Origin of the sequence: Oribacterium sp. oral taxon 108 str. F0425 (assembly GCF_000214455.1) — a bacterium.
In the GTDB taxonomy this organism is placed as follows: Bacteria; Bacillota; Clostridia; order Lachnospirales; family Lachnospiraceae; genus Oribacterium; species Oribacterium asaccharolyticum.
Map to the genome: position 1 here is coordinate 990576 of NZ_AFIH01000001.1, position 15996 is coordinate 1006571.

12 protein-coding genes are annotated in these 15996 nt (G+C 43.3%); 9 read left to right on the forward strand and 3 right to left on the reverse strand.

The features are described 5' to 3' along the window. Window positions 1-11: 11 nt before the first annotated feature. From HMPREF9124_RS12650 to HMPREF9124_RS04750, 4 genes are all read left to right on the forward strand, one after another. Window positions 12-449 carry a hypothetical protein gene (locus HMPREF9124_RS12650; RefSeq protein ID WP_009429062.1) on the forward strand — a complete coding sequence of 146 codons (438 nt, stop codon included), beginning with the start codon at window positions 12-14 and terminating at the stop codon, window positions 447-449. A 137-nt stretch (window positions 450-586) separates the two neighbouring features. After that, window positions 587-2011, forward strand: coding sequence for a hypothetical protein (locus HMPREF9124_RS04740; protein ID WP_330367690.1), 1425 nt, complete (start codon window positions 587-589; stop codon window positions 2009-2011). A 2-nt stretch (window positions 2012-2013) separates the two neighbouring features. After that, complete coding sequence (locus HMPREF9124_RS04745) at window positions 2014-5064, forward strand: TIR domain-containing protein (RefSeq protein WP_009429952.1); 3051 nt, start codon at window positions 2014-2016, stop codon at window positions 5062-5064. Window positions 5065-5076: 12 nt separating this feature from the next. Further along, window positions 5077-5706: a hypothetical protein gene (locus HMPREF9124_RS04750; protein WP_009429464.1), complete on the forward strand. Its 630-nt coding sequence runs from the start codon at window positions 5077-5079 to the stop codon at window positions 5704-5706. A 160-nt stretch (window positions 5707-5866) separates the two neighbouring features. Here HMPREF9124_RS04750 and HMPREF9124_RS04755 read toward each other — a convergent pair whose 3' ends face one another. Then, a complete protein-coding gene (locus HMPREF9124_RS04755) occupies window positions 5867-6634 on the reverse strand; it encodes a CAP domain-containing protein (RefSeq protein WP_242821556.1) in 768 nt (255 codons plus the stop codon). Window positions 6635-7444: 810 nt separating this feature from the next. Between HMPREF9124_RS04755 and HMPREF9124_RS04765 the strand changes: the two genes are divergently transcribed. Beyond that, window positions 7445-8296, forward strand: a complete 852-nt coding sequence (locus tag HMPREF9124_RS04765) for a MurR/RpiR family transcriptional regulator (RefSeq protein ID WP_009427684.1) — start codon at window positions 7445-7447, stop codon at window positions 8294-8296. Between the two features lie 112 nt (window positions 8297-8408). On the opposite strand, the gene uvrB is transcribed toward HMPREF9124_RS04765, so the two are convergent. Then, window positions 8409-10385, reverse strand: coding sequence for an excinuclease ABC subunit UvrB (gene uvrB / locus HMPREF9124_RS04770; RefSeq protein WP_009429739.1), 1977 nt, complete (start codon window positions 10383-10385; stop codon window positions 8409-8411). A gap of 131 nt (window positions 10386-10516) precedes the next feature. Between uvrB and leuB the strand changes: the two genes are divergently transcribed. Next, on the forward strand, window positions 10517-11611 hold the full coding sequence (gene leuB, locus HMPREF9124_RS04775; RefSeq protein ID WP_009427982.1) for a 3-isopropylmalate dehydrogenase: 1095 nt from the start codon (window positions 10517-10519) through the stop codon (window positions 11609-11611). Window positions 11612-11698: 87 nt separating this feature from the next. Next, a complete protein-coding gene (gene ftsH / locus HMPREF9124_RS04780) occupies window positions 11699-13753 on the forward strand; it encodes an ATP-dependent zinc metalloprotease FtsH (RefSeq protein ID WP_009428652.1) in 2055 nt (684 codons plus the stop codon). Between the two features lie 103 nt (window positions 13754-13856). Here ftsH and HMPREF9124_RS04785 read toward each other — a convergent pair whose 3' ends face one another. Further along, window positions 13857-14054: a helix-turn-helix domain-containing protein gene (locus HMPREF9124_RS04785; protein ID WP_009428908.1), complete on the reverse strand. Its 198-nt coding sequence runs from the start codon at window positions 14052-14054 to the stop codon at window positions 13857-13859. 91 nt (window positions 14055-14145) lie between these two features. Here HMPREF9124_RS04785 and HMPREF9124_RS04790 point away from each other — a divergent pair, with 91 nt between their 5' ends. Further along, window positions 14146-15048 carry a metallophosphoesterase gene (locus HMPREF9124_RS04790; protein WP_009429884.1) on the forward strand — a complete coding sequence of 301 codons (903 nt, stop codon included), beginning with the start codon at window positions 14146-14148 and terminating at the stop codon, window positions 15046-15048. A 129-nt stretch (window positions 15049-15177) separates the two neighbouring features. Then, window positions 15178-15993 (forward strand): segregation and condensation protein A, encoded by an 816-nt coding sequence (locus HMPREF9124_RS04795; protein ID WP_009428256.1) that lies wholly within the window; start codon window positions 15178-15180, stop codon window positions 15991-15993. Window positions 15994-15996 lie beyond the last annotated feature (3 nt).

A 15996-nucleotide genomic window follows, 5' to 3' on the forward strand; every position in this document is an offset into this window, starting at 1 on the left:
TAGGAGATGAAATGACGGAAAACAGAAATTACTATAAGAAAAAAATTATTTTGTTCTTATTCGTGATCACTACAGTCTTTGGAATAATCAGTCTGTATCAGTATTATAGAGTGAAAATCGAGAATCCCTTTCAACTGCTTTCTGCTGTTCTTTATGGGACCATAAAGCTCTTTCTGTTTGCGGCTCCGCTTTCAGCGGAGGTAAATGGCGGCATGATGTACGAGTTTGCCAAGTGGATGGCACCGATTCTTACATCCGCTTTTATTTTCACGCAAATCTCGAATATCCTATTGCACTCTAAAAATATGATTTTAAATCGCTTCAGTAGAAATCATGTCGTGCTTTTCGGAAGCGGAAAAATGACCGAAACGCTCATCGGTAATTTAAAAAAGGAGAAAAATATTATAAGATTTCTCTTGTTACGAAGGAATTCCTGGATGAACGCCTAAAGAATCAATATGAGAGAAAGGGAATTGCGTGCTATCAGTTAGACCTTGGAAAAAGTGACAGAAATGAAATTCGAGAGCTTTTTACGGCTCTTTGTATCGAAAACGCAAAATATCTATTCTTTATGGCGGAGAGCGACTTGGAAAATTTTTCTCTTTATGCCGGAGTGATACAAAGAATCAAGCCGAAGAGGGCAATTACCGCCTATGTACACTCCGAGTCGGGGACTGTGGCAGGCTATATGGAGGAGCTTCTGTCAGAGGAGAGAAAGAAAGAAGCCGGCTTAATGAAGTTCGATACCGTGCATTTTAACGAGAGAGACTTAACAATCAGAATGCTGCTCCAGGAAAGACTGGTGCAGGACAGTCTTTTGAAAAGTCTAAGCGGAGTTTCCGAACTTTCTTCTTCCGGAGAGAACAAAGAGCGGAAAAGCGAAGAGAAATTGTTACGGGACAGGAAGCTTTCTGCCGAGAAGATTGACAAGACGATTCATGCACCGCATATCCTTCTTTTTGGAGTTAATGAACTGAGCTTCCCCTTATTAAAACAGCTTGCAAATGATGCAACGCTTTCTTTAAAAAAGAAGACGAAAGTTACGGTTTTGGATGAAAATGCGGGACGCGGCATCGCGGAGCTTTTTTCCATCTACGGTGATGCATCTACGAAAGAAAATCCGGAAGAGACCGTGGGAGAAAAAACGGAAAAATCTTCTATAAGAAAGAGTCCTTCTTCCGGCCTTGAAATGGCCCTGGAAATCGAGTCCATAGAACTTGGGGATGATTCTAGGGAAGCGCTTCAAAAACAACGTTTGGAGAATTACTTAAAAGCAATCGGAAAGGACGATGCGCCAACACTCATTTTTCTGATGGATAAGGACATCATAAAGAGCCTTAAAGCGCTGAACCTCATCAATCGTTATTTTGAAAATGTGCCAAAGCTCATTCGCAATGTTTCCCAAGTGGATTTAACAGGGCTTCTTCCGACAAAAGGCGGACCAATTCGCAGCTTTGGAGATATTTCCGAGATTCTCACGGAAAAAGTGCTGATTCGGGAAGCTTTGGATATGAGAGCAAAGGCCTTTAATGAAGCGTACAATTCCCTAAGCGGAATGGGAGAAGGAGCAAGTTGGAATGAGCTTAGCTTTGTGAAGAAGAATTCCTCGCGCCTTTCGGCTACCCATGCGATAGTAAAGGAAGCGTTCTTAAGACGAATATTTTCCGAAAAAAGCGAAGCGGAAATTCGTGCTCTTTGCAGGGAGAAGCTTTCGGAATTCAGCAAATTACAGGAAGTACAAAAAGAAAATCCGGAAGAATTCCATAAGCGTTTCTGCAGCTTTTTAGAGGAAAATCCGGTGCTGGACTTCCTGTCCAGGCTTGAGCATAAGAGGTGGTGCAACAGCTATTATGCTATGGGCTTTCGCTATGGAGAGAAAAAGGACGAGAACAGAAGAACACACCCCTGCCTGATTGAGGATTGGGGAGAAGTTATCGGGGAGAAATTTGCGCTTTGTCACCCGGAGTATGACCTGCTCTCTGTGTTTTGTCTTTTTCGGGAGGAGTCTTAAATATGGAGAACGGCATGAGGAAAAGTGGGGATAATGGTATGGAGAACGGCATGGAAAATGGTAAGGATAAACAATATAAATATGATGCCTTTATCAGCTATCGCCATGTGGAGCCGGATCAGACGATTGCAAAGGAAATCCACAGAATGATAGAAGGCTTTAAACCGCCTAAGGAGTTTTATAAAAGCGGAAAAAAGACGAGCTTTCGTGTATTTCGGGACAGAGAGGAGCTTGCGGCGAGGGACTTAAGCAGTTCCATTGAGGAAGCGCTTAAGGAAAGCCATTTTCTGATTGTCCTTTGTTCCAAAAGAACCCCCCTTTCCGAGTGGTGTGAGAAGGAAATTCGGACTTTTAGAGCGTTGCACGGGGATTCTCGTATTATTCCGGTGCTCCTTGAAGGGGATCCGGACGAGTCCTTTCCTATGCCTCTTAAGCAGTTAAAAAGAGGAGAGGATGAGAGCCTTCTGGATGTTTTGGCAGCGGATATTCGTCCGGAAGAAGTATTGAAGAAGGACTTCCCGGGCTATGAGGCCGTGCAAAAGACGGATAAGGGAAAGCTTACGGATTTAACGAAGCAGGCGGTGAAGCTTCTAAAGGTGGAAAAATACCGTATTATGGCGGCTATCCTGGGCTGCAATTTTGGGGATCTGAAGCAGAGAGATAAGGAGAGAAAAAACAGGCTTATACTCACCATTTCTTCTATGCTTGGGGCTCTATTTCTCATCTTTGGTCTCTTTATGACCGCTGCCTACCAAAAAGCGGAGCAGGCGAGGCAGGAGGCTGTGCAGTCCAATGCGAGCATTTTATTGAAAACGGCAAAGGATATTGCAAAAGAGGGGGATTATCTGAAGGCTGTTTTGGTGGCAAAAGAGGCGATGCAGTCGATTGGAAAGAAGATGCCGTCTTATTTGAAATTAAGAGGAGAAGAATTTTCTATCTTTCATGACGCTATTTATCACAGTGGAGCGTCAACCTTAACCTCGATTTCCACAAAGAACAAGCTGACCTACATGTCTCTAAGTTATAATAAAAAATATCTGGCCTATGGTTTGGATAATGATGCGACGGCGATTTCCAGTGTGGAGAACGGTGAAGTCATAAGGATATTATCCGGACATACACAGCAGGTCAAACTTCCGCTTTTTTCTCATAATGATAAAATGCTCGCCACTTCCTCTTTTGACAGTACCTGCATTGTTTATGATGTGGAAACGGGAGAAAGCCTGGCCAAACTGGAAATTCCCGGCATTCCGATGCTGACCAAGTTTTCCGATGATGATTCGGCACTATTTTGTATTGCGTTTCGGGATAACTTGGCGGACTTTTATGTATTCGATACGGCAAGCTGGGAAGAAAAAAGCAAATTCACAATCACGGAGCCGATAAGACATGCGGATATCAAGGGGGACGGGACGGAGGCGCTCGTTGTATTAAATGCAAATGTCGAAGGACAGCTCACAAGAAGAAGCATGCAAGACGGCAGCATTATCGATGTTCTTCCGAAAGAAAAGGCAGTCGACATAAACGGGCAGGAATATGAGCTGTCCTATAGACAGGCATCTTACTCCGGAGATAAGGAAAATATTTTGCTGCTTACCGATTCATCGATAAAGAAACTTTCTCTTTTGGATTATACGGAGCTATTCAAGCAGAGCATCAAAGTGGACAGCAATGATTTGAAACCGCTTGTTGAAGGGACAAACGGAGAAACCATAGCATTGCAATCGTATTCGAAAATTTATCTTTTGGATGGAAAAAGCGGAGAGATTTCGGATGAAATTTATTTTTCGGAATTGGGCACCAAGTATTTTGCCTATCATTCCGAGACCAATACCGTTGTGGGCTTCGGTGCGGACGGGCACTATTCTATTTGGAGAAATAAGGTTATAGTGGAGGATAAGCTGAACTATGGAGGGGCTCTGCCGTCTGAATTGAAATTTTTACAGAATGGCAGTAAGATTCTGGCCAATTCCCATGACGGACAGACCATTAAGATTATCGATATGAAGTCGAGAATTTCCGAAGAGCCTATTTATGCAAGGATTTTATCGTATTCCAATGATTTTTCCAAAATGCTGCTTTATGACGGAAGTGAGCTTTCTTTTTCTTCGGATAATGGGAAGAGCAGTGAGATAATCAACTTGGGTGATAATTTAAACTTAGGCTTAACGAAAGACGGAAGCGTATATCAGATTTCCAATGATGGAAGGTATTTTACCTCTGTCTGGCAAAAACTCGGTTCGCCAAAGCCGTTTTTACTGCTTTATGATTTGGAAACACAGGAGAAGCAAGAATTGGAACTCAATTCCATCTCTCCCCTTTTACGCTTTTCGGATGATGGAAAGGCACTTTATATCTTGGATGCAAAGGAAGGCTTAAAGGTCTACAGTACAGCGGATTTAACCGAAATGGAAAGCTATCCCGAATTGCAGGATAGTGCAACGAGCTTTTTGCTCTCGGAAGATGGAGAACTTCTCGTGCTTAATCGTTTTTCCGGAACGGCGTCCTTATACAGTCTTGCAAACAGGAAAGAGCTTGGAAACATTCCCGGACAGGTGCTCTATATCAAGAAAAACGGGGAAGAAATCCTGCTGAAAGGGATTCAGAACAATACGGCATTTACTTGGAGCAATCAGACGGATACGAAAACGGTGGCTATGGACGATGCTTGTGCCCAGACACCGCTAAGCTTTGATGATATCAATCTCTACAATGAAAAGTCCGGACTTCTTCTTATGATTCGAAACAATGAAATAGAGAGAAAGGCTTATGTGGTGGATTTTGAGAGCGGACAGCTGAAAATGAGTTTTACACCTTCTGTGAAAGCTTATGATGTAAATGGATATATTTCACCGGACGGAACAGTTCTTGCGATAGACCAGAACTATTATGCAAAAATTTACGGGGATGACTCCATAGCGCATGATTATATGAGCTCTGCCGTTTATCATATTTTAAGCGAGGAAGAAGTAGAGGCGGAAATCGAGAAGATTCTTGCCGGAAGAGTATTGACTGAGGAAGAAAAGGAACAAATCGGAATTACGGCAAAATAGGCAGGAGATTTTATGAAGCTGATTTACAAAGCGTTAAATATTCCTCTACGTATCTTGTTACACTTGACCCATCCCGATATGCAGTGCTTCTTGGGGATTCTTATCCCGCAAGTTATTTGCATTCGGCTCTTACTTGCAAATCATGTACGCATTTATCTATTCCCGCTTTTTATGCTTCTGACCTTTGTTCTTACTTACTTGAGCTTCGGTAAGTTTGTGGAATATGATGTGAAGCATGACAATATTCTGGTGGAACGTGTTTATGCATTTTTTTTGAAGCTCTATATTGAAAATAAAAATAGATACTGCTTTACACAAATTCCGGAGCTTTACGTGAATGAAAAAATTGAGGAATACAATGAAAAGTTTCAAAAAACTATGCAAGATAGAAAAAACAAGGCTAAAAAAGAGGAAAGCAGAATTCCGTCTTTCTTTGACTTGGAGTATGAAAAAGAATTGAAGTTTTTCGGCCTGTACAACCGGGATTTTGATTTACAGGATTTAAAAAGAGAAAAAAGGAATTTGGTTAAACTGCACCATCCGGATCAGTTTACGGAACTCGGCGAACAAAATGAACACAGAGTACTCTATGATTTGACGATTCGATACTACAATACCATCGTGAAAAATAAGAAACTTTGATGTTGATTATATCGTTTTTGGGAATGATCTGAAGAGGGGGAAGCACTATCCGGAGTCGGAGAGTGCTTCTTCCTTATTCTTAACAAGTGGCTAAGGCGAAGCCTGAGACATCTTGTGCATAACGGGTATCGTGCGCAAAGTGTGCGTTATCTCGTTTTATCTAATTATAAAAACTGAATAATACCACCCAGTAATCATTTCCGCGGGAATCGACATAATATCCTGCTCCGAATCGAACGAAATCGTCTCGTAGCATAAGCCGGTTATGACCGGGGCTTTTTTGCCAAGCTTGAAAGGCTTTTAGAGGAGTGTCTTGGTTTGACGCGAGAATTTCTCCGCAAACATCCGCTTCTGTCAGGACCGAACCGCCTTGCGGTCTTGTGTGAGAAAATAAAACGGAACATTCTCTTGCCCTTGTATCCGCAATAGAACTAAGACCGGCACTTTCCGAGAGAGGCTTCAGACCGGAAGCGATTCGATACTGATTGATTCTTCCGAGAAGCTCTTTTTTTATAATGCCGTTCTCAGAAGATACACCTCTTGTCTGTACGACATTATTGACTGTCCATGCTCCGTTTTGGTTTACGGTATAGCCGTCTGAAGTAACCGTATTTTCAGCCATCCAACCGTTGTAGTCAAAGCGATAGCATTCTGCAATTCCGTCACTGTTTCCATCCAGCCACTGCCAGGTTGATTTATAATAATTTCCATTTCCGAGATCATACCACCAGGCATTTTTGGAAAGTCCTCTGCACCATCCTCTGGCAAATACCGGCATAGCGGACAGCAATGATAAAGAAGCTGCAAGCAGAAGCGTTTTCCAAATCTTGTCAAACTTCTTTGTCTTGTTATTTTCTCTTACTGAATCATTCTGTTTTTTACAATCATCTGTTTCATTCTTCTTCTCCTTTATAGCATCATATTTCAAGGAATAGATGCCGAGCAAGTCAAAAAGTGATATGTCACAAAACTGTAAAGGAAAAGGAATAATCATTATGCACAAATCAATAAAAAGTTAAATAAATCGTTGTAACCATTACAGAAAATAGTCAAAATGCTTAATTTCGAAAATTTTCTTTGTATGATATTTAGCGACCAACTTAAAAATGGGTAAAGAAAATAAGGCTGTTTTATACAGCGTTTTTGGGAAAAACAAATAGAACTCCTTCTCAAGATGGAATTGTTTAGAAGACGGAGTTGTTTTGGGGGATTTTAACGAAATGGCTTATCACGCGGAATACATAAAAATATCCGCATTAAAAATAAGCGACAACTTCTTTTATCTTGCTGAGATTTTGGCTTATAAAAAAGTCCTTTGAGTCACAAAGTGCGGAGTTCGTAAACGGATAGTCCGCCTGTTTGTGAAAATTAGAATTTTCGGGAAGAAAGCCATATGTTAAACACATGACCTTCCGCTTGTTTATTCCGATTGAAATGTTCATATACGATACCTCTTCTCCAAGGCAAATTATATTAAAATAAAATTAATTAAGCAATACTTTAGGTAGAAAGCAACAAATATAGTAATATTAAAAATTTTTTTATGGAGAAAAGATACAATTCAATTGCTTTTTATGAGGAAAGATTTAATGGAAGTGATTGAGTCAAGGAAAAAGAGAAAAGGCATTGAAAAAGAGTTTTTCAAGATGATAGATAGTTTGAAAATTCTTTCCTTTTTGTTATAATAAAAAATATTGCAAATTTTGAAAAGCTTAGGCTGGCAGAGGACGGTGAACTTATGCAAGAGGATTTTTTGACAAGAATTCGTTCTTCCTACAATCAATTCACAAAGGCGGAAAAGAGGGTGGCGGATTTTATTTTACAGAATCCGAACCGGGTTTTATTTATGTCCATTTCCGATTTGGCTGAAACTTGTATGGTTGGAGACACTTCCGTTTTTCGTTTTTGTAAGACGATGAATCTGAAAGGATATCAGGAGTTTAAGATGACGCTTTCTCTTTCCATGCGGGGAAATAAAAAAATGGAAGAGGGAAACACGGGAGAGATTACACTTGGAGATAAGATTACGGATCTTGCGGATAAGGTCTTACAGGATACAATTTCTTCCATCCGGGAAAGTTATTCACTTTTGGACTTCTCACAGGTCAGTTTGGCTATGGAAGCGCTTTCCGGGGCGAAACGAATTCTGTTTTTCGGTGTAGGAGCCTCTATGCTCACTGCGATGAAGGCAATGAATAAGTTTCATCGGATTGAACCGAAGGTATATTGCTCCGAAATGGTCAGCCAACAATTAATGAGTGCGGCAACCATGGAAGAGGGGGATGTTGCCGTAATTTTCTCCTATTCGGGTGCAACCAGAGATATTGTGGAGATTGCGAAGCTGGCAAAAGAAAGTAAGGCTACCGTCATTGCTATAACACGATTCCAGAAATCCGCATTAACGGAGTATACGGATATAGTTCTCCTTTGTGGGGCAAATGTGGGGTCCTTGCAACGCGGTTCCACCTCGGCGGAAATCAGTCAGCTCTTCCTTGTGGATATTATGTATACGGAGTACTACCGCAGGCATTTTGAAACGTGCAGTCGTGTCTTGGAAAAGACCACTAGAGCCATATCGGATCGTAATTAAGCACCGGGAAAAGGAATTTTTAAAGCAGGGGTCTTTCTTCCGGTTTTGCCATTTAAAAAACGATAAAGCCTTCCCAATGAAAAAATCATTTGGAAGGCTTTTACAGTGTGGTTTATTTTTCCAATCCCGCTCTTAATTCGGCAATTTTATCTCTGCATTTTGCGGCGTCTTCAAAGTTTAATTCGGCAGCACAAGCTCGCATTTTTTTACTCAGTTCACGGATCATCTTTTCTATTTCGGCCCTGGACATGGATTCCATATCCTTTGTAATTTCCTTATCCCCGTCATCCAGAACTTTCGAAATGGCAATAAGGTCTCTGACGGCCTTTTTAATGGTGGTAGGCGTGATGCCGTGTGCCTTGTTATATTCCATCTGTAAGGCGCGTCTCCGATTGGTTTCGGAAATGGTACGTTCCATGGAATCGGTTATCGTGTCCGCATACATGATGACATGCCCTTCCGCGTTTCTTGCTGCACGGCCAACGGTCTGAATCAGGGAGGTTTCCGAACGAAGGAATCCTTCCTTATCGGCATCCAGGATGGCAACCAGGGTAATCTCCGGAATATCCAGTCCCTCTCTTAAGAGGTTGATTCCCACAAGAACATCAAACTTGTCCAGTCGCATATCGCGGATAATGGCGGCACGTTCCAGGGTATCGATATCGGAGTGCAGATATTTTACCCGGACCTGATTTTCCTGCAAATATTTTGTCAAATCCTCCGCCATTTTCTTGGTTAGTGTGGTAACCAGAATTTTATGCTTTTTCTCCGTTTCCTTGTGAATTTCGGAAAGCAAATCATCAATTTGTCCTTTAGTGGGGCGAACCTCAATTTCCGGATCCAGAAGGCCGGTAGGACGGATAATTTGTTCTGCACGAAGCAGTTCATGCTCCTTTTCGTACTCTCCTGGAGTTGCGGAAACAAAGAGCATCTGATTGATTTTCCCCTCAAACTCGGAAAAATTCAGAGGACGGTTATCAAGGGCGGAGGGAAGACGGAAACCGAAGTCGACAAGAGTGGTTTTTCTGGAAAGATTTCCGTTGTACATCCCTCGAATCTGGGGAAGACTGATGTGGCTTTCGTCCACAATAATCAGGAAGTCGTCCGGAAAGTAGTCAATCAGGGTGTAGGGCGGTTCACCGGGCGCTGCAAAATTCAGATGCCGGGTATAGTTTTCTATCCCGGAACAGACACCGGTTTCCCGAATCATTTCCACATCGAAGTTTGTCCGCTCGGAAATGCGCTGTGCTTCCAGAAGCTTATCCTCTTCTTTAAAATACTTTACCCGCTCATCCAGTTCCGCAAGAATATTCTTGCAGGCCAGACGGAGCTTATCCATGGGAATAACATAGGGACTGGCCGGGAAAATCATGGTGTGTTCCAGCTTTCTCTGTGCTTTTCCGGTGAGGACATCAATCAGTTGGATTTCCTCGATTTCATCGCCGAAGAAAATCACGCGAACAGCCTGTTCTCCTTCGGAGGCCGGGAAAATGTCGACCGTATCACCCTTTACGCGAAAACATCCTCTTCGAAAATCCATATCGTTCCTTGTATATTGAATTTCAATGAGATTTCGAAGTAAGTCATCCCGATCCCGCGTCTGTCCGGGACGAAGGGAGAGTGCCATATTGAGATATTCCGTAGGCGCGCCGAGTCCGTAGATACAGGATACGGAAGCAACCACGATGACATCTTTTCGCTCGGAAAGAGCAGCCATTGCCGAGTTTCGAAGCTTGTCTATTTCATCGTTGATATCGGAATCCTTTTCAATATAGGTGTCCGTACTGGGAACGTAGGCCTCCGGCTGGTAATAATCATAGTAGGAAACAAAGTATTCCACTGCATTTTCCGGGAAAAATTCCTTCATTTCGGAGTAAAGCTGTGCCGCAAGAGTTTTGTTATGAGAAATAATCAGAGTGGGCTTTTGTATCTGCTCTATTACATTAGCCATGGTAAAGGTTTTTCCCGAACCGGTAACGCCCAAGAGTGTTTCAAATTGATTTCCTTCCTGTAAGCCCTTTACCAGCTTGGCAATAGCTTGAGGCTGGTCTCCTGTCGGGGCATAATCGGCATGCAGTTTAAAATCCATCTTTCCTCCTTATATGATTCATATCGGATGATAGGGCAAGGCAAGCTTGCAGCATGGCTAGTATAGCAAAAAAGAATTCGAAAAAAAATAAAAGTCCTGTAAAATGGAGGAAACAAAGGAGGTGTGCAGATATGGAATATAAAGTAACGGTCTTAAGCGGAGACGGTATCGGGCCGGAGATTGTGGGAGAGGCTAAAAAAGTACTGAAAAAAGTGGCGGAACTGGAGGGATTTTCTTTGTATTTTCAAGAGGAACTCTTTGGAGGAGCGGCAATTGATGCGTGTGGGGAACCGCTCCCGGAAAAGACATTGCGCGCCTGCAGAGAAAGTGATGCGGTTCTTATGGGGAGTATCGGCGGACAGGTAGGCGTATCTCCCTGGTATAAGCTTCCCGTGGAAAAGCGTCCGGAAGCCGGACTCCTACGGCTTAGAAAAGAGCTGGGGCTCTTCTGTAATCTTCGTCCCGCAAAGCTTTATCCGGAATTAAGAGCGGCTTCTCCCTTAAAGGAGGAAATTATAGGGGAAGGCTTCGACATCATGATGATTCGTGAATTGACAGGCGGTCTGTATTTCGGAGAAAAATCTCTTCGCGTGGAAAACGGGGAAGAGGTAGCCAGAGACGAACTGATTTATCGCGCGCATGAGATAGAGCGAATTGCCAAGATTGCCTTCTCGCTTGCCAAAGAGAGAGGAGCGGATTTGGTTTCGGTGGATAAGGCAAATGTGCTGGAAAGCTCCCGTCTTTGGAGGAAAATCTTCACGGAAGAGGGCGAAAAAGAAAAAGAGGTAGTGCTTTCTCATGCTCTTGTGGATTCCATGGCGATGCAACTTGTCCGTAATCCCGGAAAGTTCTCCGTAATTGCTACGGAAAACATGTTCGGCGATATTCTTTCGGATGAAATGGCGGAGATTACCGGTTCTCTCGGAATGCTTCCCTCTGCATCTTTGGGAGAAAAAGATTTTGGCCTTTATGAGCCTAGTGGCGGTTCGGCTCCCGATATTGCAGGGCAAAATATGGCGAATCCCTTAGCTACCGTTTTATCCGCAGCGATGCTCCTGCGTTTCTCTTTGCATGAAAAAGGCGCTGCGGACCGAGTGGAAAAAGCGGTGGAAAAAGTGCTCCAAAAAGGATTTCGAACGAAAGATATTTTCCCCAAACAGAAAGAAGAGGACATAGTTCTTCTTTCCTGCTCTGAAATGGGGGATGAACTTGTAAAAGTATTATAAAGAGTCCTGCTTCTCCGGAATTTCAGCTTGCCTGTTCCCCGGCCGTTCCGTATAATGATAGGCGTATAAAAACTGAAGGAGAGTGGAATGGATAATAAGGATTTTAAGGATGGGGATCATGGCGGCTTCTCCAACATGGGGCAGACCATCCTCATTATTTTAATAGCGGCTACGGTGACGTTCTTTATTTATACTTTGGCGCAACGATTTACCGGAAAGGGGCTGAACCAGGAACTCAGTTATTCCGGATTTTTGTCCATGGTGGATCGGAATCTGGTCGAAAAGGTAGAGTGGGGAGACGGACAGATTGTGGTTTATCCGAAGAGCTCCGCGCCAAGTGCAGGCTCTGCAGGGACTTCCGGGGATTCGTCCGCAAAAAAGGATGCGGAGGACAGTATCCTCGGCCTGGGAAAGACCCAGGGACCGCTTTTTTTTGTAGTACCGGTCAATGCGGACGCGGAAAAGCTGGTTGAACGACTGTATCTCCATAATGTGACGATTATCCGAAAAAGACCGGATAATTCCGCCTTTATTTTACAAATTGTACTGAGCGTTGTGCTCCCCTTCGTGCTCTTGTTCTGGTTTATGAACGGGATGGCCAAAAGAGTGGGAGGTTCCGGCGGAGTAATGGGTGTCGGGAAATCCAATGCCAAAATGTATATGCAAAAGGAAACCGGTATCAGCTTTAAAGATGTTGCGGGAGAGGATGAGGCAAAGGAAAGTCTGGTGGAAATTGTGGATTTCCTGCACAATCCCGCGAAGTATACGGCAATCGGAGCAAAGCTTCCAAAAGGGGCCCTTTTAGTAGGGCCTCCGGGAACCGGTAAAACTTTACTGGCTAAGGCAGTGGCCGGCGAGGCTCATGTTCCCTTCTATTCTCTTTCGGGTTCAGACTTTGTGGAGATGTTTGTGGGGGTCGGTGCCAGCCGTGTAAGAGATTTGTTTAAGCAGGCCAATCAATCGGCCCCGTGTATTATTTTTATCGATGAGATTGATGCCATCGGAAAAAGCAGAGATAACCGTTACGGCGGAAATGATGAGCGTGAGCAGACTTTGAACCAGCTTCTTTCGGAAATGGACGGTTTTGATGCCGCTAAGGGAATCATGGTGATGGGAGCTACCAACAGACCGGAAATCTTGGATCCGGCTTTGCTTCGTCCGGGCCGTTTTGACAGAAGAATTATTGTGGAAAAGCCCGATTTAAAAGGCAGAGTCAATATTTTAAAGGTACATGCCAAGGATGTGAAGCTGGATCATACCGTGGATTTTGATGAAATCGCTTTGGCGACCAGCGGAGCAGTCGGAGCAGATCTTGCCAATATGATGAATGAAGCTGCCATCACGGCGGTAAAGCACGGTAGAGAGAAGGTAAGTCAAAAGGATCTTTTTGAGGCTGTAGAAGTGGTTTTGGTCGGCAAAGAGAAAAAGGACAGAATTCTTTCCAAGGAGGAGAGAAGAATTGTTTCTTATCATGAAGTTGGTCATGCTCTGGTTGCCGCAATTCAAAAGCATTCGGAGCCGGTGCAGAAAATCACGATTGTACCGCGTACCATGGGAGCCTTGGGCTATGTTATGCAGGTACCGGAGGAAGAAAAGTATTTAAATACCGAAGCGGAATTGCATTCCATGATTGTGGAGTGTCTGGCGGGCAGAGCCGCGGAAGAGCTGGTCTTTGAAACGGTAACAACCGGGGCCAGCAATGACATCGAGAAAGCGACCAAAATTGCAAGAGCCATGGTGACACAATACGGAATGTCCAAGAAGTTCGGCCTGATGGGCCTGGCAAGACAGGAAAATATGTATTTGGGAGGACGTGCCGTTTTAGAGTGCGGGGATGATACCGCGACAGAGGTAGATGCGGAAGTTTCCCGTATTTTAAAGGAATGCTACGAGGAAGCGAAGAAGATTTTAGAAGAGAATCGTTTTGCAATGGATGAGATAGCCAAGTTCCTGATTGAAAAGGAAACGATTACCGGAAAAGAATTCATGAAGATTCTTTCCGAGGTTAAGGAAAAACAATCCGCTTCGGAAGTGAATGCGACAATCGGTGCAGAAGCTAAAGTAGAATCCGATTCAGAATCCTGCGCAGAAGCTAAAACGGAATCCGCTTCGGAAACAAAAGCAGAAGAAATGACAGTTTAGAGCAAGAAAAAGGTCCGATAGAGTAAAGCTCTATCAGACCTTTTATCTTATAGAAAATACTTGAATACACTGACAGAACCTCCTTGTTCTTTTCTCTTTCTCCTTACAGCAGGAATTCCATAATGTCTGATACATTGCAGGAGAAGATCAGACAGATTTGTCTGATGCTCTCCGTAGAAACAGGCTGGTTGTTTCTGAGACGGTTCAGCACTCCGGCAGAAAGTTTTCCTTCCCGAATGAGACGGTATTGGCTCATCTTTTCCTTTTTCATCAGTTTCCAAAATGGTGCGTAGCTAATCATAAAAACTCCTAACTGTGTGGAGGCGATGATTCGCTTTCTATTTCTATTTCAGAGTAGCATATTTGGCTTAAAATTCGTAGAAAGGAGCAAAATGTTAATTCTCTTAACATTTTCAGTAATCGGAATCGGTTCACTTATCTATTCCTACTGGGAAAGAAATCAACTGAAAGTGGAGAACTATCGTATCGTTTCCGCTAAAATTAAAAAGAAATGTCGTTTTATCTTTTTGACAGACTTGCATGAGAAAGAATTCGGGAAAGAGAACTGCATTCTGCTGGAGAAGATTCGAAAAGCCGAGCCGGACTTTATTCTCATTGGAGGAGACTTTCCCATCAGTCATTCCGCGGAGGAAACAGATGAAAGGGATGAGGCGGAAGTTGGAGCAAAATTGCTTTCTACTTTGGCAAGGGAATATCCGGTCTATTATTCTATGGGGAACCATGAGGTAAAGCTATTTTCCAAAAAGGAAAAGAAAGGACAGAAAACCCTCTTTCAGCAGGCTTTTACAGGGGTAGAAGTGGTGGATGGAAAGGCGGTCTTTCCGGAAAAAGGGATACTGGTGGCGGGCTTTCCTCTGGATATTTCCTATTACAAACCTTTGTTTTTTAAAAAAAAGAAAGACTTGGAAGACAAAATAAGAGCTTCCTGGGAAAATGCCCTATCTTCTGCTATACGGGAAGATCCTCGGGAGACAAAAGGAGAAGAGTGCTTTACCATTGCAATGCTTCACAGTCCTTTCTATATAGAGGAGGCTCTTTCTTTACCTGTCGACCTTCTGCTTTCCGGCCATTTTCACGGCGGGGCGGTGGGCATCCCTTTTTTTGCTTTCATGACTCCGCAATTTCGCTTTTTTGTTCCGAAACCCCGCGGGCTTTTTCAAAAAGGAGAACAGCGCTATTTTATCAGTAGAGGACTGGGAACCCATACAATCAATATTCGAATAAATAACTTTCCTGAACTTTCTTGCTTTGACTTGTGCCCTAAGGAAGAGTAAAATTAACGGGTTGTGTATGGGAAAGAACAAGTAGACGAGATACTGCACGCTGTACACCTGTCGTCCGTTTCATAGGAAAACAGAGAAGCATTTTCATAGGAAAGCAGAGAAGTATTTTCAGGAGAAGCGATGTTCGGAGAGAGGGAAAAAATTATTTCGTATAAATTGGATGCCTTTGAGGGACCTTTGGATCTCCTCCTACATTTGATTGAGAAAAATAAAATCGATATCTATGATATTCCCATTGCACAGATTACGGAGCAGTATCTGGAATACGTCAATCGCTTGGAAGAGGATGATTTGGAAATCATTTCCGATTTCCTGATTATGGCCGTGACACTTTTGGAAATTAAGGCCAAAATGTTGCTTCCCGCCAAAGAAGAGGAAGAGGAGGAAGGGGACGTTCGGGAAGAGCTCGTTCAGCGACTTCTGGAATATAAGAAGTACAAGGAAATGGGAAAGCTGCTGCATAAAAAGGAAGAAGCGGCACCGATGAGCGTACAGAAAGAGCCCAGTATTCCGGAAGAAGTAGAGCGGTACAGTCCTCCCCTGGATATAGACTATCTCTTAAAGGGAATAGACCTTCTCAGGCTTCGGGAAACCATGCGAGAAATTGTACGGCGAAAAGAAGACAGGAAAGACACGCTCCGTTCCAATTTTGGAAAGATCAAGCGGGAGAAAATCAGCTTACAGGGGAAAATCAAGGATGTACTTGCCTATGCTAAGGCTCATGGCCGTTTTTCTTTCCGGCAAATGCTTCACAATGCTAAGGGGAAGACGGAGACCGTGGTCAGCTTTTTGGCTATTTTAGAGCTAATGAAGATGGGGAAAATCAGCCTGACACAGGAGAAGGCGTTTTCCGACTTGCATATAGAGGTGAAGGAAGGCATTTCGGAAGAAGACCCGGAGAATTTAGATATTACAGGAATTGAAGAGTTTGATTAGGAG

What these genes read in the sequence shown, in the direction of transcription:
- HMPREF9124_RS04790 (WP_009429884.1), top strand. Translation starts at nt 14,146, where the DNA reads ATGTTAATTCTCTTAACATTTTCAGTAATCGGAATCGGTTCACTTATC.
- HMPREF9124_RS04745 (WP_009429952.1), top strand. Translation starts at nt 2,014, where the DNA reads ATGGAGAACGGCATGAGGAAAAGTGGGGATAATGGTATGGAGAACGGC.
- HMPREF9124_RS04795 (WP_009428256.1), top strand. Translation starts at nt 15,178, where the DNA reads ATGTTCGGAGAGAGGGAAAAAATTATTTCGTATAAATTGGATGCCTTT.
- HMPREF9124_RS04765 (WP_009427684.1), top strand. Translation starts at nt 7,445, where the DNA reads ATGCAAGAGGATTTTTTGACAAGAATTCGTTCTTCCTACAATCAATTC.
- HMPREF9124_RS04785 (WP_009428908.1), bottom strand. Translation starts at nt 14,054, where the DNA reads ATGATTAGCTACGCACCATTTTGGAAACTGATGAAAAAGGAAAAGATG.
- ftsH (WP_009428652.1), top strand. Translation starts at nt 11,699, where the DNA reads ATGGATAATAAGGATTTTAAGGATGGGGATCATGGCGGCTTCTCCAAC.
- HMPREF9124_RS12650 (WP_009429062.1), top strand. Translation starts at nt 12, where the DNA reads ATGACGGAAAACAGAAATTACTATAAGAAAAAAATTATTTTGTTCTTA.
- leuB (WP_009427982.1), top strand. Translation starts at nt 10,517, where the DNA reads ATGGAATATAAAGTAACGGTCTTAAGCGGAGACGGTATCGGGCCGGAG.
- uvrB (WP_009429739.1), bottom strand. Translation starts at nt 10,385, where the DNA reads ATGGATTTTAAACTGCATGCCGATTATGCCCCGACAGGAGACCAGCCT.
- HMPREF9124_RS04750 (WP_009429464.1), top strand. Translation starts at nt 5,077, where the DNA reads ATGAAGCTGATTTACAAAGCGTTAAATATTCCTCTACGTATCTTGTTA.